Genomic DNA, 26,559 nt, shown 5'->3' with positions numbered 1-26,559 from the left:
GTGTAGGTGAAGGTCGAGGTGCTCACCACGGCGCTGGTGCCGGCCGAGGTCGTGACCCGCACCGCCACCGGCCCCGCCGTACCCGTCGGACTGACCGCACGCAGCTGCGTCCCCGACTCGACGGTGAACGACCGCGCGGGAGCCGAGCCGAAGCTCACCGCCGTGACGTTCGCGAAGGACGTCCCCGTGACCACGACCTCGGTGCCGCCCACCGACGGACCTGACGACGGCGCGAGGGAGGAGACCGCCGGAGGCGACGGCGCGGGCGCCGTGTAGGTGAAGGTCGAGGTGCTCACCACGGCGCTGGTGCCGGCCGAGGTCGTGACCCGCACCGCCACCGGCCCCGCCGTACCCGTCGGACTGACCGCACGCAGCCGCGTCGGCGACTCGACCGTGAACGACCGAGCGGGCACCGAACCGAAGGTCACGGCCGTGACGTTCTCGAGCAGCGTCCCGGTGACCACGACCTCGGTGCCCCCGGCGGACGAGCCCGAGGCGGGCGCCAGGGCGGAGACCGTCGGCGGGGCGCACGGGCCCGTGTTCACGACCCGGACCTGGGGCGCCCCCGCCGCCACGTACTCCTGGAAGGTGACGGCTCGGTTCATCGTCGGACCTGCGTACACGACGACGTCGCTGCACGCGTCCTTGGTGAACTGGTCCCCCGGGAAGCGCTGCACCTGCTGCGGCGACGGAAAGTCCTCCCCCGCCCACGCGGCGTAGCTGATCGCCGCACCCTGCCCCGCGGAGATGCTGCTCATGCTCGCGATGCTCGGCGCCCAGGTCAGCTTCTGGTAGCCCCGGTCGGCGCGGGTCTCGTAGGGCTGCGGACCCGACGCCTGCCACTCCGTGAAGCTGAGCTTGCGGGTGACGCCGTCGGCCCCTCGGACGAACAGCTCGGGGGAGGTGGCCCACCGGTGGTAGGTGCTCCCGGCGATGTGCCCGGCGATGCGGGGCGCCGGCGACCCCGCCCGCTGCCACTGGGCCAGGGGCAGCGCCTGCCACAGCCAGGTCGTGGAGTCGTTCGACCAGAAGGTCACGGCGTAGACGGTGCTGGACCACGGGTACTTCACGTAGTCGGTCGGTGCGGCGACCGGGGACTGGTACGCGTAGACGTCGCGCCAGCGTGCGGCGTCGATGCGACGCGCCCCGCCGGTGCCGTTCGGCTCGTAGATCGCGCCGTCGTGCTGCGTGAGGTAGAGGGTGCCGGCCACCACGCTCGGGAGCTGGGCCACCACGGCCGGGGACGTGGGCGCGGCCGCCACCGGAGTGGCCTGCACCGCCGCGAGGGCGGTGGCGGTGAGCATCGCGACCAGCCAGATCACGAGACGACGACGCATGCGAGAGCAGTCCTTGAGGGGCGGAGGAGGCGTCATCGTGTCACGAGGTCGGGACGTCCGTACGAGTTTTGACGAACTGTTCACCGCGGCAGAATGGGCCCATGGACCTCTGGACCGACGTCCGCGACCAGTACCTCCGGTTCGCGGCGGAGGCGAGCGACTCCCCCTGCTTCAGCTCGTGGTCGCGGCACGTCGCCGACGACCCGGAGCTGCTCGCGTGGTTGGGCGTACTGCCACAGGTCAAGCAGCAACCCAATCTCGTGTTCGCCGCGGCGCGCTGGCACGGCGTGCAGGCGCCCGGCCCCTACACCGGCCTGCGGGACGCCCTGCTCGGCGACGACGGCAGCATCGTGGCCACGATCCTCGAGCGCTCCACCCAGACCAACGAGGCGGGCCGCCTGGCCACCCTCGTGCCCGCCCTCGCCGAGGTCTCGGCTCGTGCGGACGACCGCCCGCTCTCCCTGGTCGAGGTCGGCGCGAGCGCCGGTCTGTGTCTCTACCCCGACCGCTGGTCGTACGTCTGGGAGACCGACGAGGGGATCGTCCGGGCCGGCGACGGCCCACCGCTGGCCTGCCGGGTGAGCGGACCGGCGCCCCTGCCCGTCCACGTGCCGCAGGTCGCGGCGCGCCGCGGGATCGACCTCGGTCCGATCGACGTCCGCGACCCGGACGCCACGGCCTGGCTGGCGAACCTGGTGTGGCCCGAGCAGGAGGAGCGGCGGGAGCGGCTGGTGCAGGCCGTGGCGATCACCAGGGCCGATCCGCCGCGGATCGAGCAGGGCGACCTGGTCGAGAACCTGCCGCGCATGGTCGGTGAGGCGGCCGCCGACGGCCCGGTCGTCGTCTTCCACAGCGCCGTGATCGCGTACCTCGACCCGGCGCGGCGCACCGCGTTCGAGGCCGTGATCCGCGACCTGGTCGACGCCAGTGCGTGCCACTGGATCTCCAACGAGGCCGCCGGAGTGCTGCCGTCCGTGACCGCCACGGGCCCCGCCGTCCCACCAGGCCACCCGACCTTCGTGCTCGGCGTCGACGGGCGCGCGGTCGCCTGGACCCACGGCCACGGTCGCTCGCTGCGCTGGCACCCCTGACCCGCTCCCCCGCTTCGGTTGCCCCCGAGACCGCCGGGATCCGGGACGGACGCCGACGCGGTGCTGAGCTCGAGCGCGCGGGAGATCGACCTCTGTGGATTCCTGGGTGAACCCAGGAATCCCGCTTCGAGCGCACGAAGCTTCATGCGCTCGATGCGGGAATCGAGCGGTCTCATGGGAATCCGCGGGCGGGGCGGGGTGGGGCGCCGCCTAGACTCCTCTCTCGTGAACACCCCCGCGAACCGCGTCCCGGAGAAGCCCGTCCTCGAAGGCCTCGAGGAGCGGTGGAGCGGCGTATGGGAGGACCAGGGCACGTTCCGGTTCCACCGTCCCGCCGAGCGCTCCGCGGTGTACTCGATCGACACCCCGCCGCCGACCGTGTCGGGCTCGCTCCACGTGGGGCACGTGTTCAGCTACACGCACACCGACGTCATCGCGCGCTACAAGCGCATGCGCGGCTTCGAGGTGTTCTACCCGATGGGCTGGGACGACAACGGCCTGCCCACCGAGCGACGCGTGCAGAACTTCTACGGCGTGCGCTGCGACCCCACCATCCCGTACGACGCCGACTTCGAGCGTCCTGCCAAGCCGGACCCGAAGAAGCAGGTCCCGATCAGCCGCCGCAACTTCGTCGAGCTCTGCAACGAGCTCGTGGCCGAGGACGAGAAGATCTTCGAGAAGCTGTGGCGAACCCTCGGCCTGAGCGTCGACTGGACCCAGACCTACACGACGATCGGCGACGACGCCCAGACCACGAGCCAGCGCGCGTTCCTGCGCAACGTGGCGCGGGGCGAGGCCTACACGCAGGACGCCCCGACCCTCTGGGACGTCACCTACCAGACGGCCGTGGCCCAGGCCGAGCTCGAGGCGCGCGACTACCCGGGCGCCTACCACCGGGTGGCCTACCACCTCGCCGACGGCACGACGACGCACGTCGAGACGACGCGCCCCGAGCTCACGCCCGCGGCTGTCGCGCTCATCGCGCACCCCGACGACGAGCGATACCGGCACCACTTCGGCACCACGGCGACATCGCCGATCTTCGGCGTCGAGGTGCCGGTGATCGCCAGCACGCTCGCCGACCCCGAGAAGGGCTCCGGCATCGTGCACTGCTGCACCTTCGGTGACCTGACCGACGTGCAGTGGTGGCGCGAGCACCAGCTCCCGAACCGCACCGTGATCGGCCGCGACGGCCGCTTCCTGCGCGAGGTGCCCGAGTGGATCGCGACCGACGCCGGCCGCGACCTCTTCGACGAGGTCGCCGGCAAGACGACGTTCTCGGCCCGCGAGATCATCGTCACCGCCCTGATCGCCAGCGGCGACCTCGATGGCGAGCCCGTGCCGACACAGCGCATGGCGAACTTCTACGAGCGTGGCGACAAGCCGCTCGAGATCGTGTCGACCCGCCAGTGGTACATCGCCAACGGTGGCCGCGACGCCGACCTGCGCGCCGCGCTCGTCAAGCGTGGCGACGAGATCAGCTGGAAGCCCGGCTACATGCAGAGCCGTCTGACCAACTGGATCGAGGGCCTCAACGGCGACTGGCTCGTCAGTCGCCAGCGGTTCTTCGGCATCCCGTTCCCGGTCTGGTACCGGCTCGACGCCGACCTCCAGCCCGACTACGACGACCCGATCTTCGCCGCCGAGGACTCGCTGCCGGTCGACCCGGCCTCCGAGCCCGCACCGGGCTTCGAGGAGTCCCAGCGAGGCGTCGCGGGCGGCTTCATGGCCGATCCCGACGTCCTGGACACCTGGGCCACCTCCTCCCTGACCCCGCAGCTCGTGACCGGCTGGGAGCGCGACCCGGAGCTCTTCGCCGTGACCTACCCGATGGACCTGCGCCCCCAGGGCCACGACATCATCCGCACCTGGTTGTTCAGCTCGGTCGTGCGCGCCCACCAGGAGCTCGGCGGCGTGCCGTGGAGCCACGCGGCGCTCTCCGGCTTCGTGGTCGACCCCGACCGCAAGAAGATGAGCAAGTCCAAGGGCAACGTGGTCGTGCCCGACGAGATCCTCGACAAGTACGGCGCCGACGCCGTGCGCTGGCGTGCCGCCGGCGCACGTCCCGGAGCCGACTCCCCCTTCGACGAGGCGCAGATGAAGGTCGGGCGCCGCCTGGCCATGAAGGTCCTCAACGCCAGCAAGTTCGTGCTCGCCGCGGAGGAGGCCTACGGCCTCGGCGCGGACGCGTCGTTCCTGGACGCCGCGCAGGTCACCGAGCCGCTCGACCTGGCGATGCTCGCGGGGCTGCGGGCCGTCGTCGCCGAGGCCACCACGTTCCTCGAGGACTACGACTACGCCTCGGCCCTCGAGGTCACCGAGAAGTTCTTCTGGGACTTCTGCGACGACTACCTCGAGCTCGTCAAGGAGCGCGCTCGTCGCACGGACGCGGGCGGCACGTCGGCCAAGGCGGCCTTCGTCCTGGCGCTCTCGACGCAGCTCCGCCTTCTCGCCCCGTACCTGCCGTACGTGACCGAGGAGGTCTGGTCCTGGTGGCAGGAGGGCTCGATCCACCGGGCCGGGTGGCCCACGACCGACGAGCTGCCCGACGGTGCCGACGCCGGCGTGCTGCCGGCCGCTGGTCAGGTGCTCGCGGGCATCCGCGGCGCCAAGTCGACCGCCAAGGTCAGCCAGCGCACCGAGGTCACGGCGGCCACCGCCTCCGGCCCTGCTGCGGTGCTCGACCTGGCGGCTCTGGCGCTGGACGACGTCAAGGCCGCGGGCCGCGTGGTCGGCGAGCTCGCGCTCTCCCCCGCCGACGGCGCCACCGAGGTCACCGTCGACGCCACGCTCGCGGAGACGCCGCTTCCCTGACCAGGGTCACCTCAGCTCGAACCGCTAGTGCGGGTCGCCGTGGTGCTCCTCGCAGGTCTGGAACTTCATCGCGTCAGGGTTGAGGCGGTCGATCAGCGCCTGGCCCATCGCGACGGCCGTAGTGGTCTGGCCGCTGACTTGCGGGAGGTCGTCGAAGGCGAGGCTCTTCGCCGCCTCACCCAGGTACTTCGCCGTGCCGCCGTAACCGGGGTCCTTGCCGGTGACCCGCGTGTGGAGCGTGTCGTCGCCCGCGTCGGCGAGGATGTCGAGCTTGAACCACGCCTTCTCGCGCTTCTCGGCGTCCGGGCCGTCGCCCGGGTCCATGCGCGAGAGCAACAGCTTGCGCAGCGGCGGGATCTGCGACGTCACGGCCAGGGCGCCGACACCGACGGCTCCCGCGGCGAGCATCCGGGTCGTGCGGACGTGGGCGAAGTGGCCGTAGGTGAACTCCGGCCCGTACGCGGGCAGGGCGCGCGCCGAGCGCAGCACGATCTGCGGGTCGATCGTGGGCAGCGGCACCGCCCATCCGGTGTCGTGCGGGGCTCGACCGATGCTGCCTGCACCGCGCACCTTCCGGTCCGCCGGTCGCTGCTCGGCGCTCCGGCGCTTCTTGGCCAGCTTGGCCGACTCACGGAAGCTCGAGAACTGGCCGATCGCGGAGTGGAAGGTGCCGCCCGACGGCGAGATGCCGGCCCGCAGGTAGGCATTGACCGTGATCGGCACGTCGTCGGGCAGCTGCTGCACCGTGTAGAGCACGCCGAGGTCGTACGGGATCGAGTCGAACCCGGCCGCGTGCACCAGGCGCGCCCCGGACTCCGAGGCGGTCGCGTGGTGCTTGAGCCACATGTCGTCGACGAACTGCGGTTCGCCCGTGAGGTCGAGGTAGGCGATGCCGGCCTCGGCCGCGGCCTTGACGGCGGGCTCACCGTGCTTGAGGTACGGGCCGACCGTCGTGACGAGGACGCGGGTGCCCTCCGCGACGGCCGCGAGAGAGGCGTCGTCGGTGACGTCGGCCTCCACGATCTCGGGTCGCGCGCCGCCGGAGGCCTCGATGCGGTCAGCGACCGCCTCGAGCTTGCCGCGGCTGCGGCCGGCGATCGTCCACGTGGCGTCGCTCGGCAGCGTCGCACCGAGGTAGTCGGCGGTCAGACCGCCCGTATAACCCGTGGCACCCAGCAGGGTGATGTCGGTGACCATGAGCAGTACCGCCTTCAGTGAGGTGTCGGGGCGACCGGGAAGGCTAGGAGGCCTTCTTCTCCACCTCGTCGCGGGTCAGCACGGTGGGCGCGCTCTCGCCGCGCACGACGGCACCGTCGACCAGCACGCGGGCCGCGTGCTCGTTGCTGGGGACCTCGAACATCGTCTGCTGGAGGACCTCCTCGATGATCGAGCGCAGGCCGCGGGCACCGGTGTCGCGACGCAGCGCGAGCTCGGCCATCTCGCCGATCGCCTCGTCGGTGAACTCCAGCTCGATGTCGTCGATCTCGAACAGACGCTGGTACTGCTTGCTGAGCGCGTTGCGCGGCTCGGTGAGGATGCGCACGAGCGCCTCCTTGTCGAGCTTCTCGACGCTCGCGATGACCGGGAGACGACCGATGAACTCCGGGATGAGCCCGAACTTCAGCAGGTCGGTGGGCTCGACCCGCGAGTACACCTTGGAGGGCTCGACCTTGGCCTTCGTGAGCGACTCGTTGGGATCGGAGTTGAAGCCGACCCCGACCTTGCCCTGGCGGGCCTCGATGATCTCCTCGAGGCCGGCGAACGCCCCGCCCACGATGAACAGCACGTTGGTCGTGTCGATCTGGATGAACTCCTGGTGCGGGTGCTTGCGCCCGCCCTGCGGCGGCACGGAGGCCGTGGTGCCCTCGAGGATCTTCAGCAGCGCCTGCTGCACGCCCTCGCCGGAGACGTCACGCGTGATCGAGGGGTTCTCGCTCTTGCGCGAGATCTTGTCGATCTCGTCGATGTAGATGATGCCCGTCTCGGCCTTCTTGACGTCATAGTCGGCGGCCTGGATGAGCTTCAGCAGGATGTTCTCGACGTCCTCGCCGACGTAGCCGGCCTCGGTCAGCGCCGTGGCGTCGGCGATCGCGAAGGGGACGTTCAGCATGCGGGCGAGGGTCTGGGCGAGGTAGGTCTTGCCGCAGCCCGTCGGGCCCACCATGAGGATGTTGGACTTGGCGAGCTCGACCTGGTCGTCCTTCGAACGGCCGCCGGACTGCTGGGCCTGCACCCGCTTGTAATGGTTGTAGACGGCCGTGGCGAGCGACTTCTTGGCGCCCTCCTGGCCGATGACGTAGCCGTTGAGGAACTCGTAGATCTCGTGCGGCTTGGGCAGCTCGCCCAGGCTCAGCTCGGAGTTCTCGGCGAGCTCTTCCTCGATGATCTCGTTGCAGAGGTCGATGCACTCGTCGCAGATGTAGACACCGGGCCCCGCGATGAGCTTCTTGACCTGCTTCTGGCTCTTTCCGCAGAACGAGCACTTCAGCAGATCGGCCGTTTCACCGATGCGCGCCACGGGGTAGTCCTTTCCTCGGCTGCCGTCCAGCGTAGCCGCGGTCCGGGGTGTTCGCGACGTGCGTCACGTTGCCCCGGACCGCGTGTCGCTCAGACTGCGGGGGTCTTGAGGGTGTCGAGCACCTGGTCGATCAGGCCGTACTCCAGGGCCTGGGCGGCGGTCAGGATCTTGTCGCGGTCGACGTCCTTGCTGACGGCCTCGGGATCCTTGCCCGTGGCGTCGGCGATCATCTTCTCCATGAGGGCCCGCATGCGCAGGATCTCGTTGGCCTGGATCTCCAGGTCGGAGATCTGTCCGCCGGTGCCCTCGGTGTAGGGCTGGTGGATCAGGATGCGGGCATTCGGGAGCGCAAAGCGCTTGCCCGGTGCGCCGGCGGCCAGCAGCACCGCAGCAGCCGAGGCGGCCTGGCCGAGGCAGAACGTCTGGACGTCCGGCTTCAGGTAGCGGATCGTGTCGTAGATGGCCGTCATGGCCGTGAACGAGCCGCCCGGGCTGTTGATGTAGATGCTGATGTCGCGGTCGGGCTCCATGTTCTGCAGGCTCAGGAGCTGGGCGATGACCGCGTTGGCGACGTCGTCGCTGATCGGCGTGCCGAGGAAGATGATGCGGTCCTCGAACAGCTTGGCGAACGGGTCGACGCGACGGAAGCCGTACGACGTGCGCTCTTCCCACTGCGGGATGTAATAGCTCATGACTTCGCCTCCTTGACTTCCTGCGCGTTGGTGACGACCTGGTCGATGAAGCCGTACTCCTTGGCCTGCTCGGCCGTGAACCAGCGGTCACGGTCGGCGTCGAGCTCGATCTGCTCGATGCTCTGACCGGTGTGCACCGACTGGAGCTGGTTGAGCTGCTTCTTCAGCAGGATCGACTGCTCGGCCTGGATCTTGATGTCCGACGCGGAGCCGCCGATGCCGCCCGAGGGCTGGTGCATCATGATGCGCGCGTGCGGCAGGGCCGAACGCTTGCCGGCGGTACCGGCCGCGAGCAGGAACTGGCCCATCGAGGCGGCCAGGCCCATGCCGACCGTCGCGACGTCGTTCGAGATGAACTGCATCGTGTCGTAGATCGCCATGCCGGCGTCGACGGATCCACCCGGGCTGTTGATGTACAGGTAGATGTCGGCGTCGGGGTTCTCGGCGTTGAGCAGCAGCATCTGTGCGCAGATCGCGTTCGCGTTCTCGTTGCGCACCTCCGACCCGAGGAAGACGATGCGCTCCTTGAGCAGGCGCTGGTAGATGTGGCCGTCGAGGTCGGACGGCCCCGCCTGAGCGGACATGCTGGGGGAATCGGACTGTGGGTTCACGTCCTCGACCCTAGACGGCCGAGGGACCCGACACACGCGAGAACACGCCCTGTTCGCCCTCGGCGTACGGGAGGGTCAGGCCTGTTCGACCTCCGCCTTGAGCTGCGCGAGCGTCTCGTTCATGCCCTGCAGGAGCTCGTCGTCGTGCCTCTTCACGCCGCCGAGGAGCAGTCGCGCGGTGACGATCGAGGCGAAGGTCGCCTGGTCGTGGGCGAGCCGGCGACGCTCCGTCACGAGGGTGCCGCCGTCGGCGGTCGGCTCGAGGTCGTAGCTCCAGGTGGCACCTGGGCCGATCACGCGGAACGCCAGGCGACGCTCCGGCACCACCTCGACGTAGCGGCTGACGGTCGGCCAGAGCGCAGCCTTGCGCTTGTTCAGGTTGACGCTGACGGTGCCCTTGCGCAGCGGGGTGCCGATGAAGCCCTGCTTGTAGGTCTCGGCCGAGAAGGCGGCCATGCGGCGCTGGTCGGCGAGCACCTCCCAGACGGCCGACGGAGGGGCGTCGATCTCGATGCTGGCCTCGAACGGGGCCACGTAGGTGCGCGGCACGTCAGGCCGCCGTCCGCTCGGCCTCGGCCTTGATGCGGGCGAGGGTGTCCTCGATGCCGCGCTGCAGGCCGGACTCGAAGTTGTCGGTGCCGCCGAGGACATGCTTGGTGAGGAAGTTCGAGATGTTCGAGACCCCGTTGGGTGCCGTGCGCGACTCGGTGAGGCGTGTGCCCGTCTCGGTGGGCTCGAGCTCGTAGGTCCAGATCGTGCCGTTCTCGGCGATCTTGAGCGCCAGCGCTCGCTCGGGCTCGAAGACCTTGACGTACGAGCGCGTCGGCCACACCTTCCAGCCCTGACGGTTGATGTTGATCGTGCGGGTGCCCTGCGCCACCTCGCCGCCGCGCACGAACATGCGCCGGCACTGCGGGCTCCACTCCCCCATGCGCTTCAGGTCCGACACGATCGCCCACACCGCGGCGGGCGGAGCGGCGACGTCGACGTTGGCAGTGATGATGTCACGGTTGGCCATGCCGGGAACCTACTGGAAACCGGCTTCACATACCAGCGGTATGTGGCGGGTCACGCCTCGCCGGCGACGATGGCGCGCCGCTCTCGCGACGCCGCCTTGACCCACTCCACGAGCCAGTCGCCCACCTGCGGGTGGTTCAGCAGGGCGAAGTGGTGCGCGCTCGGGATGTACTCGAAGCGGGCGCCGTCGACGATCGGTCCGGAGCGTCCGATGCCGGCGGCCGAGGAGAAGTGCACCAGCAGGTCACCGAGCACCGTGCTCAACGGGTGCCGCTGGCTGGCCCCCATCGTGGCGACCACGAAGTGGTACTCAGCGTGTGCGAGCGGGGCGGCCGCGATGCGGTCGAGGCCCCAGCGGGCCGTGAGGTCCTGGCCCTCCCACTCGTCGGCGCTGATGTAGCCGTGGCGCAGGTCGACGATGCCGGCCGACCGGGAGTCGAGCAGGTGCCCGAACGGGCGCGACTCCGGCAGGAAGCGCAGCACGCGCGACCCGGCGTGCACGGCCTTCTCGAGCACGGCGCCACCGTGAGGCGTGCCGAGGCACACGACGTCGCGGACGAGCCCGGTCCAGGTGCCGCCCGTCGCGGTCGCGTGGTTGGTGGCGGCGCGGGCCACGAGACCGCCCATGGAGTGGCCCACGAGGGTCAGGCGGGTCACGCGGACGGGCCAGGAGTCCACGAGCTGGCGCAGCAGGGCGTCCAGGTGCTTGCCGTTCTCGGAGATGTGCAGGCCCGTGTTGTAGCGCAGGAAGACGGGCGTGCCGTCGGTCTCGGCCGTGATGCGCTCGGCGTAGGAGGTGCCGTGGGCCCGCCGGCCCTGGTTCCAGGACTCGTCGTCCTCGCACAGCCCGTGCAGGAACACGACGACGTGGCTCGAGGCGTCGCGGAACGCCTCGGCGAGCGGCCACCCGTTCGCCGGCACGTCCATGCCGTCGACGCGCACGGCCATCGTGATGGCCTGGGGGTCGTCGAGGCGACGCAGCTCGTCACCGACGAGGCCGTTCACGGCGGCGACGACACCGCGGCCGAGCCTGGACGACTCGACAGGACGGCCGACGCCGCGCGCCGACAGGGCGCGCACCGAGCCGCTGGAGACCCGCAGGACGCCGCTGATCGCCCCGTAGATCGAGGTGGCGACAGCGTCGTGCAGGGACTCCGGAACGCGCCCGCCGACGATGCGCGTGGCTCGGAAGGCTCGCTGGGCGACCGCGCGATGCACGTCGCGCACGGTGCCGACGACGAGCCGGTCGCCGTACTCGAGTGCCAGGGCGGCGACATCGGTCGTGCGGGCGGGCTCGGTGGGCATGTCACTCAGTGTGACAACTGCGTGGTCGCCTTGCCAACCGTCTCACGGCGCGTCGTTGGTCACGGACCACCGGAGGCGGGGGCGCGACGCAGGACGGGCGCCCGACCCGGAGGTCGAGCGCCCGTGCGGCGTGGTGCGGAAGAGGTCAGGCCTTGTCGGCCGACTCGTCCTCGGTCTCGGAGTCGGCCTCAGCAGCCTCGGCCTCGTCGGCCTCGGACTTCAGCGAACCGTCGGCCTGGAGGGCCTTGAGGTCGACCGTGGCACCGGACGTGGTGGTGACCGTGGCGCCCTCGACGAGCGAGGCGAGCGCCTTGCCGCGCAGGACCTCGCTGACCATCTCGGGCACGTGGTTGTGCTCCATGATGTGCTGGATGTAGGAGTTCGGGTCCTCGCCGGACTGCTGCGCGCGGCGCATGATGTGCTGCGTCAGCTCGTTGTCGTCCAGGCCGATCTCGTCGGTCGTGACGATCTGGTCGAGCACGAACTGCGACACGATCGAGTCGCGGACCGACTTCTCGAGCTCGGCCTCGAACTCGTCGGCGGTCTGCTCCTGGTCGTCGAGGTACTGCTCGAACGCGACCCCCGACATCGCGAGCTGCTGCTCGATCTGCTGACGGCGGGCCGTGATCTCCTCGGCGACGAGGTTCTCGGGCAGCGGCGCGTCGACCTGCTGGATGATCTCGTCGAGCACCAGGTCGCGGGCCGCGGCGGCCTGCTCCATGCGCTTGCCGCGCGTGATGCGCTCGCGCAGGTCGGCACGGAGCTCGTCGACGGTGTCGAACTCCGACGCCATCTGCACGAACTCCTCGTCGAGCTCGGGGAGCTCGGTCTGCTTGACCTCGGTGACCGTGACGGTGACGTCGACCTCGGTGTCCTTCAGCTCGCCACCGACCAGGGTCGTGGCGAAGGTCGCGGTGGAGCCGGGCTCCAGGCCGGTGACGGCCTCGTCGAGGCCGTCGAGCATCTCGGCGCCACCGACGCGGTAGGGCAGGCCCTCGGCCGTGGCGTCCTCGATCTCGGCGCCGTCCTTGTGGGCGGCCGAGAGGTCGATCGTGACCTGGTCGCCGGCAGCGGCGGCGCGCTCGACGCCGGTGTAGGTGGCGAAGCGCTCGCGGAGCGCCTCGAGCTGCTCGTCGATGTCGGCGTCCGTGACCTCGGCGTCCTCGACCTCGACCGCGATGGACGACAGGTCGGGCAGGGCGATCTCGGGGCGGACGTCGACCTCGGCGGTGACCTCGATGTCCTCGCCGTCGGCGAACTTGCTCAGGTCGATCTCGGGCTGGCCGAGCGGCTGCAGGTCCGTCTCGACGAGCGCCTGGCGGTACCAGTCGGGCAGCGCCGCGTTGATCGCCTCGTCGAGGACGACACCGCGACCGACGCGCTGGTCGACGACCGCTGCCGGGACCTTGCCGCGGCGGAAGCCGGGGACCTGGATCTGCGAGCCGATGGACTTGTAGGCCTTGTCGAGAGCGGGCTTGAACTCCTCGAACGGCACCTCGATGGTGAGCTTGACCCGGGTCGGGCTCAGGTTCTCGGTGGTGCTCTTCACGTGGATGACTCCTGCGGTGGACGACTCTGTGTGGGTGACGCGGTGCTGCATGACTTCGAACTGCATGACGCTGGTGGCTGGTGCTGTGCGAACAGCCGAGCCCGCGGACATCCTCACGCGGGCCAGCGACCAGTCTACGGGCCCGGCGTTCGAGGCCCGCACGCAGGTCGCGGGGTCAGACCGTCTGGATCCGCGACGATCCGGCGGTCAGCGTCCGCGTGGCCAGCCGGCGGGTCGATGCCGTCGCGTCGGCGCGGTCGCTGATGGCCCACCACTCCATCCGGGCGCCCGCGTCGTCGACCTCGAGCACGCAGTACCCGTGGTCGTCGAGGTTGACGAAGCGGACGTGCGGGTTGAGGTCGACGATCGACTCCTCCATCGCGACCGAGACCGATCGCGGAGGGGTCCCCATGTAGTCGTCGACGTTGTTGCTGGTGACCGACGCGCACACGAACTCGGCCGCGACCGGCGCACCCCCGCTGCCGCGGATCTCGTTCGCCCAGGCGGTGTGGACGTCGCCGCTCAGGAACACGACGTCGTCGATCGCCTGCTCCTCGATGCGTTGCAGGAGCGCCCGCCGCTGCACGGGGTAGCCGTCCCACGTGTCGGTGTTCGCCTCCGCGGGTCCCCACGACATGGGGTCGGTCGTCGTGACGAGTGCGAGCTGCTGGCCGCGGGGGCGCTGCGGCATCAGCATGGGCGCGACCATGACGGGATTGCCGATGAGCTTCCACCGCGCCTCGGAGGACTCGAGCTCCGAGACCAACCAGTCGAACTGCTCCGCGCCGGTCATCTGGCGGTCGGCCGCGTCGGTGGCGGGGTCGTCGGCGTCGACCCGCTCGTCGCGGTAGCCCCGCAGGTCGAGCATCAGCAGGTCCACGAGTCCGCCGAAGCGGATCCGGCGGTAGATGCGGTTGCCGTCACCGACGACCGCGGTGCCGCCGAGTCGCACCGGCATCCACTCGTCGTAGGCGCGCTGCGCCGACCAGACCCGCTCGTCGAAGCTGCCCTCCTCGGGCTGGTGCTCGAACGCGCCGCCCGGGTACCAGCCGTCGGCGACCTCGTGGTCGTCCCAGGTGACGATGAACGGCACCTGCGCGTGGAGCTGCTGAAGGTCCGGATCGGTCTTGTACTGACCGTGCCGGATCCGGTAGTCGGCCAGGGTCACCGTCTCGTGCGGCGGCTGGTGCCCCCGGACGTCGACCCAGTCGTACCCGTAGGAGTACTTGCCGTTCTCGTACTCGTAGATGTAGTCACCGAGGTGGATCACGGCGTCGAGGTCGCCCCGCTCGGCCAGGTGGCGGTAGGCGCTGAACCACCCGGCCTGCCAGTTCGCGCAGGAGACCACGCCGAAACGCAGGGAGCCCGCGTCCGCGTGGTTGGCCGGCGTCGTGGTGGTACGCCCGATCGGCGAGACGTCGGTGCCGCTCGTGAACCGGTAGTAGTAGGTCTGGCCCGGCAGCAGCCCCGTGACGTCGAGCTTGACGGTGTGGTCGCTCCGCGGATCGGTCGTGACGGTTCCGGACGTGACGACCTCGGTGAGCTCCTCGTCGGCCGCGACCTCCCAGAGCACCTCGGCGGGCTCACCCAGGCCGGAGCCGGGCACCGCCTCGATCGTCGGCGTCACCCGCGTCCAGATCACGACGGCGTCGGTCGTCGGGTCTCCGGAGGCCACGCCGTGCTGGAAGCGGTGGTGGCGGTAGCCCGTCGCGGGTGACGGGAAGGCGGCTGGTCCCACGACGCCGGCGACGGCGGCGAGACTCATGCCGCCGATCAGGACCTGGCGACGTGACGGGGCCTCGAGGCGCTGCACACGTCCATTGCGTCAGCCGAGCCGCACCGGACGGTGCCGCTCGGGTGAACGTCACCCGACCGTCCCGGCAAGAGTTGGTGGCTGGTCAGGCGCGGGCCTGGGGCAGGTCCTGGACGTTGCCCAGCAGCATCTGGACCAGGAGGACGGGCCGCTGCTCCCCCGGGAAGGTCAGGTCGACGACCACGACGGACCCGTCGGCACTCACGTCCCCGACCGTCAGCAGGTCGGACCAGGGCTGGCCCGACAGGGACGTGTCGTCGGTGAAGTAGGCCTCGACGTCGGCCACCGCGGACTCGGCCTCCTCGTCGCCGGGGTACCCCAGCACCAGGCGGGCGACGACCTCGTCACCGTCGACGGCGTACGCCGCCCCGTTCGTCGAGGGGCCCGCCCCTCCGAGGACGGTGCGCACGGCGATGCCGGCGACCGGATCGATGTCGTCGAGCGCGGTCAGCACCTGGTCGAGGTCGTCGTCGACCAGCGACCCGTCGGCGTCGGCGGCACCTCGCGCCAGCTCCTCGGTCGCGGCGATCGCGACACCGTTCTCCGTGGTCGCGAGTCGCAGGGCCTCGCCCAGCGGACGCGCGGCCGTGCGGTCCTGCAGGTCCACCTCGAGCTCCTCGCCGCCGAGCGCCCAGATCCCGTCGTCCGGCTCACCGATCGCCTCGGTCAGCTCCGACTCCCCGTGGTCGCCGTCGAGCACGGCCACGCGGTAGGGCGGGGCGGCCACCTCGGCGTACCGCGTGGTGCTCCACAGCGAGACGCCCAGCTCGTCCTCGAGCTCCTGGTGCCGGTTGAGGTTGACCTCCTGCAGCACCCCCGGGAGGACGATCGGGACGCCCTCGGTCCCGCCCGAGAGCGACCAGTCGAGCAGGCTCGGGAGGTCGCCGTCGGTGGGCGTGTCGACGCCGTTCGCGTCGGCGATGGCCTCGACGTCCCCGAAGGTGATGGTCAGCGTGTCGGCGTCCGGGAGCTCCGGCAGCGTCCGCACCAGCCCGACGAGGCTGTCGTCGGCCGGAAGGTCGGTCTCCGTGTTCTCGCTCGGGCCCGGGTCCGGGTCGTCGGGGTCTCCGCCACACCCGGCGAGCAGCACGGACAGCAGAGCCACGGACACGATCCCCCGACGAGTCATGCCTCCGGACCCTAGCGCCCCGGTTCGGGCGCGAACGACAAAGCGTATAGTTGAAGAAGTGATTACTTATGCGCGCGTGTCCGGCCCCTCCGAGGTCTCCTTCGAGACCGAGACCCCGGCGCAGCTTGCGCCGGACGCCGTCGAGGTGTCCATCACCTACTGCGGCATCTGCGCGACCGACACCCACAACTGGACCTCCGGCGGCGCCGTGCCGCCCGCCGTGTTCGGCCACGAGTGGACCGGCACGATCGCGCGACTCGGCTCCGCGGTCGACGACCTCGTGATCGGCCAGCGCGTCATCGCGTGCGTCGGCCCGGCCTGCGGCAGCTGCGCCATGTGCCGCGCCGGGCACGCCGACCACTGCGACACCGCCTTCGCGGAGGCCAACGGCGTCACCCCCGACTCCCCCGCCCACGGCGGGTTCGCCGACGCGGTCGTCGTCTCCCGGCGGCGCGTCATGCCCGTGCTGCCCGGGCTCTCCGACGTCGAAGCCGCGCTGGTCGAGCCGACCGCCGTCACCTTCCACGCCGTCCGCCGCGTGGCCCAGAAGCTGGGCGCGGTCGTCGTGGTGCAGGGCGCCGGACCGATCGGTCTCCTCGCCGCGCAGCACGCCCGGCACGCGGGAGCCGGCGTTGTCATGGTCGTCGAGCCGAACCCCGAGCGCCGCCGCGCAGCGACCGAGCTGGGCTTCACCGAGGTGCACGAGCCCGGCGACGCGTTCCGTGCGCAGCTGCTCAGCCTGACCGACGACCTCGGGGCCGACGTGCTCTACGAGTGCACCGGCGCGGCCGGCCTCTTCCAGTCGTCGGCCGAGCTGGTGCGCCGCGGCGGCACGCTGGCGCTGCTCGGCTTCCCGATGACGACCTCCGAGGTCAGCTACGGCGACTGGCAGATCCGCGAGCTCACGGTCATAGGCTCGCTCGCCTACAACCACGAGGACTTCCTCGGCGCCCAGCGTGCGATCGCGGACGGCTCGGTCAGCGTCGAGGGCCTGCACACCGGCACGATCGGGCTGAGCGAGCTCGAGACGCTGTTCACCGAGCTCGACGGCGGCGCGACCAGCCACGCCAAGGTGCTCGTCGACCCCCGCCTCTGACCCAGGCCCCACCAGATGTGTGCGCTTGCCGACCTTCAGGAGCCTGTCGGAGGCCGGCAAGCGCACACATCGTGAGGCAGGGTCGGGATGACAGGATTTGAACCTGCGACCCTCCGCTCCCAAAGCGGATGCGCTACCAAGCTGCGCTACATCCCGTGGTCCCGGCGAGTCTAGTTCCGCCGCGGCTCGGCCGGCGGACGGGCTGTGGCATCATGGTCTCGCCGCGCAAGCGGCATCGCGGATGTAACTCAATTGGCTAGAGTCTCTGCCTTCCAAGCAGAATGTTGCGGGTTCGAGTCCCGTCGTCCGCTCCACGCCGAAGGCGTCCCCTGGACCTTCGGACTCATGGGCCCACCCGACGCGCCGAAGGCGCCCGCTGGGGACCGTCGTCCGCTCCACGCCGAAGGCGTCCCTTGGACCTTTCTCAGTCGAGGTCGATCGTGGCCGAGTCGTTCGTGCGGTCGGCGCCGGCCGCGTCGACCAGGGTGACCGTGAGGGTCGCACCCGGGTCGTGCAGGACGTCGAAGGTCAGCACGTCGGTCGTCGTCTCCAGCATGCTCGGGTCGCCGCCGAGCATGAGCACGAGCTGCATCGTCGGGTACACCAGGAGCGCGTCCACGCCAGCGCCCTCGAGCTGCACCTGGGAGCCCTCGGGCACGTCGCGCAGCGGGATCGAGACCAGCGACCAGCGTTCCAGGTCGGGGTCGGGGTCCGGCGTCACCGTGATGCCCGCGGTGTCGATGCCGGCGTCGTCCTGAGCGGTCGGCCCCACCGGGTCGACCGGGGTCTCGGGCGAGGAGGGCACCGGACCCTCAGCAGGCGGCGGGAGGGTCTCGGTCGGCATCGGCACCACACCCGGCCCCGACGGCGGCGCCGGTGTCTGCGGGCCCACCGACGGTGCCGCGGCCGGCGGCGGACTCGCTGCCGGCGCGATGACGTCCTCGCCCGGCGGTCCGGCGATCTCGACGTCGACCGGCCGGTCGTCGAGCGCCCGCTCGCCGACGACGCTGGCGAGGCCGAGCACGGCGAGCACGGCGACGGCCACGACGGCGACGGCCAGACCACCGCCCGACGCGGTACCCGCCGCACCGACGGCCGCACCCACGCCGGCGGCCCCGGCACCCACGGCACCGGCCGCGCCCGCAGCCCCCGGAACCAGCCCGGCCACGGTCTCGAGGACGCTGGCGTCACCCACCAGGAGACCGCCGACGCGCTCCCGGCCGGCGACGATCGCCAGGGCGATGGCCGGCAGCAGCAGGGCACCGAGGCGCATCGACATCCCCTCGAGCTCACGCACCGCCTCGCGGCACTCGGCACACCCCTCCAGGTGCGACTCGACGCGCCGGACGCTGCGCCCGGAGGCCCGCCCACGCACGTAGGCGGCGAGGAGCGGCATGATCTCGAGGCACTCGGGGTTCTCGCGCACACCGAGGTGCTCGGTCAGGTAGGCCTGCCGCAGCCCCTCGCGCGCCCGCTTGACGAGGGCGGCCACACCGTTGGGGCTCAGTCCGAACAACCGGCCGATCTCGTCGTAGGAGACCTCGTCGACGCTCGCGAGCCAGAGCACCGACTGCCAGCGACGGGGCAGCGACGCGAAGGCCGCGCCGATGACCCCGGCCTCGGCCCGCGCGGTGGCGCCGTCGTCGACCGAGAGCAGGGGCTCGAGCCGCTCCTCGTCGTCGACCCACACGTGCCGCACATTGGCCCGCAGGTGGTCGACCCAGACGCTGTTGATCGTGGCCGACATGTAGGCCCGGAAGGTCGTGCGCGGTCCGGCGCCCCGGCGCAGCAGCGAGAGGATGCGCACGAACGCCTCGGCGACGAGCTCGGGGGCCATGTCGGTGCCGCCGAGCCGACGTGCCATCGCGGTAGCGACCCCGTGATGGCGCTCGTACAGGGTCTCGAACGCCGCGTCGGCGTCAGCGCGCTGCTCGCGCACCCGGGTGAGCAGCGTGGCGTCGTCGAGCAGCGCGAGCTCGGTGCGCTCGTCGTTCACGCACCCACCTCGCGGGCGTCGATGGGGGCGACCAGGTAGACGACCGAGTCGGACTCGGCGGTCGCCGACGCCGAGCGTCGCTCGTTCTCCGCGGCCACCACCGCGGAGAACCCGTCGGAGTAGGGACCGAGCAGCGTGATGCGGTTGCTGGCCCGACAACGGCAGACCACGACGTGCGGCTGGTCGATCTCACCGACCATCGTCTGCACCAGACGCTCGCGCAGCTGCTCGAACCGGGGGCGCGACCTCGGGTCGTCAGGCCTCGCCACGACGACCCCCTCCACCGTCGGCAGCGAGGAGGGTCAGGGCGAGGCGCTCGTCGGCGAGACCCCGCAGGAGCACGACCAGCAGCACGAGGAACAGCACCGTCGAGACCAGCAGCCCCAGCACCACCACGACCGCGATGCAGGAGACCGCGCCGTCGCCGTCACGCTGCGTGGTCGCCGTGCCCGCCTCCGCGCCGTGAACACGCGGCTCGAGCGTCTCCCCGAGATCTGCCATGACTTCCCTTCCCCCAGGCGGCCGGACTGCGGCCACACCTACTGAGACGGGAAACCCGCGGGTCGATGACGCGATTCGCGAAAGATAACTTTTCCGACCGGCGGCCCGCGGGGCGGTCAGGCGCGGCGGTCGAGAATCAGCACGGCGCGGTCGTCGCCGCCCTCGGTGACGAGCGAGAGGATGCGCTTCGGAGCGCTCTCGAGACCCGACCCCGCGATCGTGCCCGCGGTCTCGCGGAGCCACTCGATGCCCGCGCCGAGGTCGCGGGTGCGCGACTCCACGACGCCGTCGGTGTAGAACATCAGCGCGTCGCCGAGGTCGAGACGGCCGGTCGTCTGGTGGAACTCGGGGCGCTCCGCGATGCCGAGCGCCAGGCCGCGAGCGCCGTCGATGACCCACTCCCCCGTGACCGCGTCCCACCGCATCGCCGGGGGGTGCCCGGCGTTGAGGATCGAGTACTCCCCCGTCTCGAGGTCGACGAGCACGTGCACGGCGGTCGCGAAGCCCTCGTCCCAGTGCTGGCGGAGCAGGAAGTCGTTCGCCGCGGCGAACAGGCCGATCGGGGGCAGCGCACCGATCAGGCCGCCCAGGGCCCCGGCGAGCTGCAGCGACTGGGACCCGGCACTGACCCCCTTGCCGCAGACGTCGACCAGCACCATCTCGAGCTGACGCTCGTCCTTCGACAGGTTCGCGACGAGGAAGTCACCTGCGAAGTTGATGCCGCTCGCGGTCTTCATCGCCGACTGGCTGCGCCACTGGTCCGGGAGCGGAGGCACCTTGCTCTGCGACTGCAACCGGTCGCGCAGGTCGACGAGCATCGCCTGACCCAGGGGTCCCGGCAGGCCTGAGCGCTGACGGCTCGACTGGTAGAGGATGATCGCGATCGAGAGCGCCATGAGCAGGATCGAGGTCGTCCGGGCCGTCGTCAGCGGACCCTGGTCGACGACCGTGATGGCCCCGAACAGCGCGGTGACCGACACGAGCGAGACCAGCGGCCAGAAGCGCAGCAGGAGCGTCCCGAGCAGCAGCGGCACGTAGAAGCCGCTGATCGGCATCCGGTTGTAGTCGTAGAGCGACACGAGCAGGAACGCGACGTCGAGCCCGACGAGCACCGCCAGGACCTTGAGCTGACCCTCGCGGGTGCCGCTGCGCCAGCGCACGACCGTGTCGTTGACGTACTCGCGCACCGCGCGCAGAGCAGCACGGGCCGGACTGATCACGGCCCGACCCTATCCGTCCTCTGGCATGCCGGGCACCAGAACAGGCGACGTGAGTCGAGGTCCTTCGTGGCGACCGGAGTGCCGCACACCCAGCACGGCATCCCGTCGCGCCGGTAGACGTAGACCTCGCCGCCGTGGTCGTCGTCGCGGGGCGGTCGCCCCATGGCCTCGGGCTCGTGCTCGGGTCGGACCGTGTCGATGCGGTTGCGCTCGACGCCGATGCGCATCAGGCCGACCAGGTCGTCCCAGATCGCCTGCCACGTCGCGCGGTCGAGCCGCGAACCGGGGAGCATCGGGTCGACGCCGTGCCGGAACAGCACCTCGGCCCGGTAGACGTTGCCGACGCCGGCCAGGACCGTCTGGTCGAGCAGCAGGGCCGCCACGGGACGTGAGGAGCGGCGGAGCCGGGCGAACGCACGGTCCGGGTCGGCCTCGAGCCGCAGGGGGTCGGGTCCGAGGCGGGCGACGACCGCGTCGACCTCGCCGGGCGTCACGATCTCGCACACGGTGGGGCCCCGGAGGTCGGCCGTGACCGGCGCGCCCGACCTGGCCGATGCCGTCAGGCGCCAGCGCACCTGGCCCACCACGGCGTGCCGCGAGCCGGGCTGCAGCCTGAACGAGCCGTACAGACCCAGGTGCACGTGCACCTGCCACGGGACGTCCTCGACCGAGACGAAGAGGTGCTTGCCCCACGCCTCGGACCGGGCGAGCGTGCGCCCGTCGAGCCGGCCGGCCGCGAACCGACCCTGCGGACTGCTCGAGCGCACCCGACGCCCGGCGAAGGCCTCGGTCAGGTCGTCGGCCAGGCGGTGGAGCGTGTGGCCCTCAGGCACCCGCGTCGGCGCCGGGTCCCTCGGCGAACGCGCCGGTCTTCTCGTAGCCGAGCAGGAGGTCGATGCGGCGCTGGTGGCGCGCCTCGTCGCTCCAGGGGGTGGTCAGGAACGTCTCGACGATCGCCGTCGCCTCCTCGACCGAGTGCATGCGCGCACCGACCGAGACGACCTGGGCGTTGTTGTGCTGACGCGCCAACGAGGCGATCTCGGTGCTCCAGGCGAGCGCGGCCCGGATGCCCTCGACCTTGTTGGCGGCGATCTGCTCGCCGTTGCCCGAGCCGCCGATCACGATGCCCAGCGAGCCCGGTTCGGCGGCGACGGCCTCGGCCGCGGCCACGCAGAACGGCGGGTAGTCGTCGAGCGCGTCGTAGGCGAACGCGCCGTGGTCGACGGGCTCGTAGCCGTTCTCGGCCAGCCAGGTCAGCAGGTGGGTCTTGAGCTCGTATCCGGCGTGATCCGCCGCGACGTGGACGCGCATGGCCCCATCCTGTCAGGGGCCGTGACGGCTCAGGGTCGGTGGGCCTCGAGGAACCCGGCGACCATCGCGACGGTGTCGCGCGAGGCGTCGAAGACCGCCGGTTGGCGCCAGAACCCGTGGACCTGGCCCAGCACCCGCTGGGCCGTGACGGCGACCCCGGCCTCCGCCAGCGCCGTGGCATACGCCTCGCCCTGGGTGCGGAGCGAGTCGTGCTCGGCCGTCACGACGAGCGCCGGCGGCAGGCCCGCGTGCACCGCGCGGAGCGGGGAGACCTCCGGCTGGTCGCCCAGCTCGCCCGGCGCGTAGGCCTCCCAGAACCAGTCCATGCCCCCGCGGTCGAGTGCCGCGTTGTCCTCGTCGGCGAGCAGGGCTCGGCGGTCGGTGGCGGGGTAGACCAGCACCTGCAGGTCGACGGCCCGCGGATCGCGGACCGCCAGACCGGCCACGAGGTTCCCACCCGAGGAGTCGCCGATCGCGGGCAGCCAGCTGGCGTCGACACCGAGGCTCGCGCCGTTCGACCGCAGCCAGCGGGCTGCGGCCTCCACGTCGTCGAGCGGAGCCGGGTACGGATGCTCCGGGGCCAGCCGGTAGCCGACGGAGAGCAGGGCGAACCCCGTCGCGTCGGACAGGTACCGGCAGAAGGCATCGTGCGTCTCGAGGTCGTGCAGCACCCATCCCCCGCCGTGCACGTACAGCGCGACGGGGGCGCCCTCCCTCGGCCGGTAGAGCCGGCTCGGGACGCCGCCGGCGTCGACGTCGGCAACGTGCTCGACGGCCACGCGGTCGGCCGACGGCGGCACGGCGGCCCGCATCTCGGCGCGGACCGCGGCGACCGTCTCGGCCGACATCTCGTCAGGCTCGCCCATCGCCTCCAGGTAGGCGCGGGCCTGGGGATGGAGCGTCATGGGAGGAGCCTCAGCTGAAGTCGAGCTCGCCGTGGCGGGTGCGCTTGAGCTCGAAGAAGTCCGGGAAGCCGGCGAGCAGCCGCGCTCCGTCGAACACCGAGCCGGCGGTCTCGCCCTTGGGGATCGACTGCAGGACGGGACCGAAGAAGGCGATGCCGGCGATCTCGATGACCGGGGTGCCGACCTCCTGGCCGACCTTGTCGATACCAACCTGGTGCGAGGCGCGCACCGCGTCGTCGAGCGAGGCGTCGTCGGCGGCCTCGGCGAGCTCGGCCGGCAGGTCGATCTCGGCCAGGACCTCGGCGAACAGCTCGGGCGAGAACTCCCGCGACTCGTTGTGCTTCTTCGTGCCGATCGACGTGTAGTACTCACGCAGCTTCTCGGCGCCGTGCTGCTGCTCGATCGCGATCGCGAGACGGACCGGGCCCCATCCGCGCTGGATCATCTCCTTGTACTCGTCCGGCACGTCCTTGTCCTCGTTGAGCACCGAGAGGCTCATGACGTGGAAGGTCGTGCGGACGTCGCGCACCTGCTCGACCTCGAGCATCCAGCGGGACGTGATCCAGGCGAAGGGACACAGCGGGTCGAACCAGAAGTCGACGTTCTCGGTGGCCACGGGCACTCCTTGAAGGCAGGTTTGACGGCGAAGAACCGCAGGAGCCGGATCGGCTTCCTGCTCAGGACAACACGGCGCGGCCCGTGCGCATTTCCTCGACCAGGGCCGAGACGACCGAGTCCAGCTCGCCGCCGTGTGCCGCGGCGACGGCGCGCTGGCGCTGGTAGGACGCCCCCCGCTCGACGATGTCGGCGATGCCAGCCAGCTCGGCCGTGCAGCCGAGGTCGTGCGCGACGGGCTCAAGGATCTTCAGCCAGCGGGCGAGGTCGTCGCTCACGTGCTGCTCGTCGGCCTTGCGGTCCAGGATCAGGATCGAGTCCATGCCGTACCGCGCGGCCCGCCACTTGTTCTCCTGCACGAACCACGGCGGCATCGTGGGCAGCTCGCGGCCCGCGTCGAGCTCGCGCGAGAAGTGCTCGACGAGGCAGTGGATCAGGGCCGAGATGCTGAGCACCTCGGTCAGCGTCGGGATGCCGTCGCACACGCGGACCTCGATGGTGCCGAACTTGGGCGAGGGGCGGATGTCCCAGCGGATCTCGTCGAAGATGTCGATCACGCCGGTGTGGAGCATGTCGTCGACGTAGCCCTCGAGCTCGGCCCACGTGTCGAACTGGAAGCCGAGGCCGGCCGTCGGCAGCTGCTGGAACATCAGCGCGCGATTCGAGGCGTAGCCCGTGTCCTTGCCGCCCCAGTAGGGCGATGAGGCGCTGAGCGCGAGAAGGTGGCCGTAGTGGCCGAGGAGCGCCCGGCTGATCGGCAGCACCTTGTCGCGGTCCTCGATGCCGACGTGCACGTGGACGCCGTAGATCAGCATCTGGCGGCCCCACCACTGGGTGCGGTCGATGAGCGTCGCGTAGCGCTCCTTGTCGGTGACCTTCTGCATGTCCCAGCGCGAGAACGGGTGCGTGCCGGCGCACATCAGCTCGACGCGCAGGCGGTCGGTGACGGTGCGGATCAGCTCGATGCTGCGCTCGAGGTCCTGCCCGGCCTGCCCGACCGTGCGCGAGACGCCGGAGACGACCTCGACGGTGTTGACGAGCAGCTCCTGGCGGATGTGCGGGTGCTGCCCACCACCGACCGGGGCCACGGCGTCGAGCACGTACTCGGCGACCTGGCGGAGGTCACCCGAGTCGGCGTCGACCAGGGCCAGCTCCCACTCGATGCCCACCGTGGAGCGCTCGGAAACAGCGAAGGGGACGGCCATGGCTCCATCCTGCCTGAGGGGTCGGCCCGTCGACACCGGGCCCGCGGAATGGGACGGGGCGCAGGTGCGCGTCGGGACGTGCGAGTGCCGCCTGCCGGGCGGGCGTCGCCAGGAGAAGAAATGATGCTTTTCGGTCGCCCCGACGACCTCAAGGCATCATCGCCGGTCCCCGCCCCGCCGGGTCGTCCATGCCTGCTTGTCGTGCACCACCACGACCCCTCAGATTCGGTCCCGGCGGAACATCGTAAGCAGGTTCAGCAGGCCTCGGCGAGGTCGGTCGTGTCGTTGGCGAGCGTCGGGTCGGCGGCCGCCTCCTCCTCGGAGCGCTCCGGCTGCGGGAGCGCGGCGGTGACCGACTCGAAGGCCGACGGCGGCTCGTCCTGGCCCTCGGCGGCGCTGACCGCGTCGGTCACCATCTGGCGCACGGTGTCGAAGTTCGGGTCGGTGGTGTCGACGGCCGGGGGCACGATCGAGACCGTCGCGACCGGGAAGGTCCGCGCCTTGAGCGCCAGGTCGGCGAACAGGTCGAGCTCCGAGGCCGGGATGTCGGTCGAGAGCAGCGCCGCGCTGGACTCCGCGATGTCCTGCACGTTGAGCAGCACCTTCTGCGGGCTGAGCTGCGACAGCATCGCGTTCATGACGCACTTCTGGCGGCCCATGCGGGCGAAGTCGTTGTCGGCCTTGCGGCTGCGGGCGTACCAGAGGGCCTCGTCGCCGTTGAGCTCCTGCTCCCCGACCTCGATCCAGCCCTTGGTCTTCTCGTTGATGCCGCTCTTCGGCGTGCGCTGCTTGACGTCGACCGTCACGCCGCCCACCGCGTCGATGAGCTGCGCGAAGCCCTGCATGTTGATCGACGCGTGATAGCTGATCTTCAGGCCCGTGATCTGCTCGACGGCCTGGGTCGTCGCCAGCAGACCCGGGTCGGCGACGTCGCCGAACAGGTCGGCGTGGTCGTTGGCCCAGGTGCTGACACCGTTGAGGTAGAAGCCCTCGTCCTCGTCCTCGCTGATGAAGCCGTCCGGGAACTGCTCGTGCATCACGGTGCCCTCGGGGAACGGCACCCGCTGCAGGTTGCGCGGCAGGCTGACGATGACGGTGCGACCGCTCTCGGCGTCGACGCTCGCGACGTTGATGGAGTCGGGGCGCATGCCCTCGCGCCCCTCGCCGGAGTCACCGCCGAGCAGCAGCACGTTGTAGCGGCCGTCGCTCGCGTCGGCGACCTCCTCGGAGGCGAAGACCGTGCCGATCAGGTGGTTCTGGGCGGCCAGCACGTTGGCGGCGAAGAGCAGAGAACCGGCCACGACGAAGCACAGCACCCCGTTGACCGCGGTCACGACGAGCCGGCGTCGCTGCGGCAGCCGCAGCGGCATGCCGAGGCGCCACGCGTCGAGCAGCAGCAGCACCCAACCGATCGCGGCGGCGGTCACGATCCAGCGACCGAGGAAGAGGATGCGCTGGTCGAGCACCAGGCTCAGGAAGGTCGACCGGGACAGGAACAAGACGAGCAGGCCCAGCAGCGTGATGCCGAGCAGGACGGCCCAGATCCGCACCGCGATGCGGCCGACACGACGGTTGCCGGCGGCGATCTGCGCCGAGCCGGGGATCACCAGGGTCATGACCAGCAGGACGATGGCGCGACGGAACTGCACGCGTGCCGACTCCTCGGCAGCGCTGGCCCGCGTCGGGCCGGAAGAGCGAGCGGGCACGCTGGGACCCGCGCTCGAGCGATCGTCAGGCATGTCGTCCTCACGTGGGGAAGGAGCTGAGCGGCAACAGTTGACCACAAAGTCTCGACCCCGACTTGAGGGCACGCCGATGCCACGAGGAACTTTTC

At 71.0% G+C, this 26,559-nt stretch carries 24 protein-coding genes and 2 tRNA genes; 4 read left to right on the top strand and 22 right to left on the bottom strand.

The window, feature by feature from the left end; genetic code table 11:
• On the bottom strand, positions 1-1,337 hold a 1,337-nt coding region (locus tag LO931_RS17520), incomplete at its 3' end, for an IPT/TIG domain-containing protein (RefSeq protein ID WP_229055146.1).
• Between the two features lie 101 nt (positions 1,338-1,438).
• Between LO931_RS17520 and LO931_RS17515 the strand changes: the two genes are divergently transcribed.
• Both LO931_RS17515 and valS read left to right on the top strand, forming a co-directional pair.
• Positions 1,439-2,428 carry a DUF2332 domain-containing protein gene (locus LO931_RS17515; RefSeq protein ID WP_229055145.1) on the top strand — a complete coding sequence of 330 codons (990 nt, stop codon included), beginning with the start codon at positions 1,439-1,441 and terminating at the stop codon, positions 2,426-2,428.
• Positions 2,429-2,602: 174 nt separating this feature from the next.
• The gene (gene valS / locus LO931_RS17510) at positions 2,603-5,242 is read left to right on the top strand and encodes a valine--tRNA ligase (RefSeq protein WP_229055144.1); all 2,640 of its coding nucleotides are present in this window, start codon (positions 2,603-2,605) and stop codon (positions 5,240-5,242) included.
• A 24-nt stretch (positions 5,243-5,266) separates the two neighbouring features.
• Here valS and LO931_RS17505 read toward each other — a convergent pair whose 3' ends face one another.
• The 10 genes from LO931_RS17505 to LO931_RS17460 form a co-directional block, all read right to left on the bottom strand.
• Entirely contained in the window at positions 5,267-6,439 is a 1,173-nt protein-coding gene (locus LO931_RS17505) for a trans-acting enoyl reductase family protein (protein WP_229055143.1), read from the bottom strand.
• A gap of 43 nt (positions 6,440-6,482) precedes the next feature.
• Positions 6,483-7,760 (bottom strand): ATP-dependent Clp protease ATP-binding subunit ClpX, encoded by a 1,278-nt coding sequence (gene clpX, locus LO931_RS17500; protein WP_229055142.1) that lies wholly within the window; start codon positions 7,758-7,760, stop codon positions 6,483-6,485.
• An 89-nt stretch (positions 7,761-7,849) separates the two neighbouring features.
• Entirely contained in the window at positions 7,850-8,452 is a 603-nt protein-coding gene (locus LO931_RS17495; protein ID WP_229055141.1) for an ATP-dependent Clp protease proteolytic subunit, read from the bottom strand.
• Positions 8,449-9,036, bottom strand: coding sequence for an ATP-dependent Clp protease proteolytic subunit (locus LO931_RS17490; protein ID WP_229055140.1), 588 nt, complete (start codon positions 9,034-9,036; stop codon positions 8,449-8,451). Before LO931_RS17490 ends, LO931_RS17495 begins: the two co-directional genes overlap by 4 nt.
• A gap of 102 nt (positions 9,037-9,138) precedes the next feature.
• Entirely contained in the window at positions 9,139-9,612 is a 474-nt protein-coding gene (locus tag LO931_RS17485) for an SRPBCC family protein (RefSeq protein ID WP_229055139.1), read from the bottom strand.
• 1 nt (position 9,613) lies between these two features.
• Positions 9,614-10,081, bottom strand: a complete 468-nt coding sequence (locus LO931_RS17480) for an SRPBCC family protein (RefSeq protein WP_229055138.1) — start codon at positions 10,079-10,081, stop codon at positions 9,614-9,616.
• A 50-nt stretch (positions 10,082-10,131) separates the two neighbouring features.
• Positions 10,132-11,385: a triacylglycerol lipase gene (locus LO931_RS17475; RefSeq protein WP_229055137.1), complete on the bottom strand. Its 1,254-nt coding sequence runs from the start codon at positions 11,383-11,385 to the stop codon at positions 10,132-10,134.
• Between the two features lie 145 nt (positions 11,386-11,530).
• A complete protein-coding gene (gene tig / locus LO931_RS17470) occupies positions 11,531-12,934 on the bottom strand; it encodes a trigger factor (RefSeq protein ID WP_229055136.1) in 1,404 nt (467 codons plus the stop codon).
• 175 nt (positions 12,935-13,109) lie between these two features.
• Positions 13,110-14,747, bottom strand: coding sequence for an alkaline phosphatase (locus tag LO931_RS17465; RefSeq protein ID WP_229055135.1), 1,638 nt, complete (start codon positions 14,745-14,747; stop codon positions 13,110-13,112).
• 85 nt (positions 14,748-14,832) lie between these two features.
• Positions 14,833-15,876 (bottom strand): hypothetical protein, encoded by a 1,044-nt coding sequence (locus LO931_RS17460; protein WP_229055134.1) that lies wholly within the window; start codon positions 15,874-15,876, stop codon positions 14,833-14,835.
• Positions 15,877-15,952: 76 nt separating this feature from the next.
• On the opposite strand from LO931_RS17460, the gene LO931_RS17455 reads away from it, so the two are divergent.
• Positions 15,953-16,972 carry a zinc-binding dehydrogenase gene (locus LO931_RS17455; RefSeq protein ID WP_229055133.1) on the top strand — a complete coding sequence of 340 codons (1,020 nt, stop codon included), beginning with the start codon at positions 15,953-15,955 and terminating at the stop codon, positions 16,970-16,972.
• An 82-nt stretch (positions 16,973-17,054) separates the two neighbouring features.
• Here the strand turns inward: LO931_RS17455 and LO931_RS17450 are convergent.
• Positions 17,055-17,128 (bottom strand) — tRNA-Pro (locus LO931_RS17450).
• Positions 17,129-17,209: 81 nt separating this feature from the next.
• Between LO931_RS17450 and LO931_RS17445 the strand changes: the two genes are divergently transcribed.
• A tRNA-Gly gene (locus tag LO931_RS17445) sits at positions 17,210-17,286 on the top strand.
• Between the two features lie 110 nt (positions 17,287-17,396).
• Here the strand turns inward: LO931_RS17445 and LO931_RS17440 are convergent.
• The 10 genes from LO931_RS17440 to LO931_RS17395 all read right to left on the bottom strand — a co-directional run bounded on the left by LO931_RS17440 (position 17,397) and on the right by LO931_RS17395 (position 26,464).
• On the bottom strand, positions 17,397-18,968 hold the full coding sequence (locus LO931_RS17440; RefSeq protein ID WP_229055132.1) for a sigma-70 family RNA polymerase sigma factor: 1,572 nt from the start codon (positions 18,966-18,968) through the stop codon (positions 17,397-17,399).
• Positions 18,965-19,237, bottom strand: coding sequence for a hypothetical protein (locus LO931_RS17435; RefSeq protein WP_229055131.1), 273 nt, complete (start codon positions 19,235-19,237; stop codon positions 18,965-18,967). Before LO931_RS17435 ends, LO931_RS17440 begins: the two co-directional genes overlap by 4 nt.
• The gene (locus tag LO931_RS17430; RefSeq protein WP_229055130.1) at positions 19,224-19,469 is read right to left on the bottom strand and encodes a hypothetical protein; all 246 of its coding nucleotides are present in this window, start codon (positions 19,467-19,469) and stop codon (positions 19,224-19,226) included. Before LO931_RS17430 ends, LO931_RS17435 begins: the two co-directional genes overlap by 14 nt.
• A gap of 116 nt (positions 19,470-19,585) precedes the next feature.
• Positions 19,586-20,689, bottom strand: coding sequence for a PP2C family protein-serine/threonine phosphatase (locus LO931_RS17425; protein ID WP_229055129.1), 1,104 nt, complete (start codon positions 20,687-20,689; stop codon positions 19,586-19,588).
• A complete protein-coding gene (locus LO931_RS17420; RefSeq protein ID WP_229055128.1) occupies positions 20,686-21,522 on the bottom strand; it encodes an Fpg/Nei family DNA glycosylase in 837 nt (278 codons plus the stop codon). Before LO931_RS17420 ends, LO931_RS17425 begins: the two co-directional genes overlap by 4 nt.
• Entirely contained in the window at positions 21,515-22,000 is a 486-nt protein-coding gene (locus LO931_RS17415; RefSeq protein ID WP_229055127.1) for a ribose-5-phosphate isomerase, read from the bottom strand. Before LO931_RS17415 ends, LO931_RS17420 begins: the two co-directional genes overlap by 8 nt.
• Before the next feature lie 29 nt (positions 22,001-22,029).
• The gene (locus tag LO931_RS17410; RefSeq protein ID WP_229055126.1) at positions 22,030-22,905 is read right to left on the bottom strand and encodes an alpha/beta hydrolase; all 876 of its coding nucleotides are present in this window, start codon (positions 22,903-22,905) and stop codon (positions 22,030-22,032) included.
• A gap of 10 nt (positions 22,906-22,915) precedes the next feature.
• Positions 22,916-23,521, bottom strand: a complete 606-nt coding sequence (locus tag LO931_RS17405) for a DsbA family protein (protein WP_229055125.1) — start codon at positions 23,519-23,521, stop codon at positions 22,916-22,918.
• A gap of 61 nt (positions 23,522-23,582) precedes the next feature.
• Positions 23,583-24,725 carry a glutamate--cysteine ligase gene (locus LO931_RS17400; RefSeq protein ID WP_229055124.1) on the bottom strand — a complete coding sequence of 381 codons (1,143 nt, stop codon included), beginning with the start codon at positions 24,723-24,725 and terminating at the stop codon, positions 23,583-23,585.
• A 254-nt stretch (positions 24,726-24,979) separates the two neighbouring features.
• Positions 24,980-26,464, bottom strand: a complete 1,485-nt coding sequence (locus LO931_RS17395; protein WP_229055123.1) for an LCP family protein — start codon at positions 26,462-26,464, stop codon at positions 24,980-24,982.
• Positions 26,465-26,559: the final 95 nt, after the last annotated feature.

The sequence above is a fragment of the Aeromicrobium sp. Leaf350 genome, from assembly GCF_916858655.1.
In the GTDB taxonomy this organism is placed as follows: domain Bacteria; phylum Actinomycetota; class Actinomycetes; order Propionibacteriales; family Nocardioidaceae; genus Aeromicrobium.
This window is presented reverse-complemented; position numbering and strand designations above follow the sequence as displayed.